The organism is Nonomuraea solani, from assembly GCF_900108335.1.
Taxonomy (GTDB): domain Bacteria; phylum Actinomycetota; class Actinomycetes; order Streptosporangiales; family Streptosporangiaceae; genus Nonomuraea; species Nonomuraea solani.
This window is the reverse complement of record NZ_FNVT01000078.1, coordinates 1-1037: the sequence shown is the minus strand read 5'-3', so window position 1 is coordinate 1037 and position 1037 is coordinate 1. Positions and strand designations below refer to the sequence as shown.

Here is a 1037-nt window from a genome sequence, read left to right as displayed (position 1 = left end):
GCCAACGGCGAAGTCAAGGCCTGGCACAACGGAGCCGGGTTCGCCGCCATGCCCTGGAACGCCGACGCCATCATCGCCACCGGCTTCACCAACGACAATCTGCACTTCGCGTAACCCATAATCCCTTAAAAGGCGGACCGCCATCACGGCGGTCCGCCTTTTTTCATTTACCCAGCCAATGTGCAGTCGAGTTCCAGACCGTTTATAGGCGGCCGGGAAATGATTCTTCCATCGGCACTCAAGAAGGAGCAGAAAATGAATTTCGCCAGTAAGGCAAGCGTTATCGGTGTCCTGGCCGTCCTCGCCGGCGGGCTGTTCGCGGGCACCGCGCAGGCGGCCCCCAAGCCCCCGGCCGACGAGAAGACACAGCAGGAGAGCCGCGACGCCGCCACCAAATCCCAGGTACGCGCCGCCGCCGGTTTCCAGGACGATTTCATCAATGTCGCGGGACCGGCCGCGCAGGCGGTCATGGCCGAGTTCCGGGTGCCGGCCTCGGTGGGCACCGCGCAGGCCATTCTCGAATCGAACTGGGGCCGCAGCACCTTGTCGGTGAACGACAAGAACTACTTCGGCTTCAAATGCACGAGCCCCACCTCCCCCGGCTCCATCGCCGTCGGCTGCCACAAGTACACGACGCAGGAATGCACCCCGACCTGTCACAACGTGGACGCCTATTTCCGCGTCTACGCCACGATGCGGGACTCCTTCCGCGACTACGGCCGCCTGCTGAGCACCAACGCCGTCTACGCGCCCGCCTTCCAGCACCTCAACGACCCCGACGAGTTCGCCAGGAAGATCGGCGCCCGCTACGCGACCGACCCCGCGTACGCCGACAAGGTCATCACGCTGATGCGCAACTGGAACCTCTACCGCTTCAACACCGCGACAGGCGGCTCTTCCCTGTCAGGCGACGGCAAGGCGGACATCGCGGCGGTGCTACCATCCGGCGAGGTCAAGGCCTGGCGCAACGGCGCAGGGTTCGCCGCGATGCCCTGGGACGCCGACGCCATCGTCGGAACCGGCTTCAGCAAGGACAA

General features: G+C 64.7%; 1 protein-coding gene. It reads left to right on the top strand.

Annotated features, from left to right (window positions below):
• Positions 1 to 255: 255 nt before the first annotated feature.
• The coding region (locus C4V41_RS60535; protein ID WP_103965019.1) for a glucosaminidase domain-containing protein at positions 256 to 1037 on the top strand (782 nt) is incomplete at its 3' end.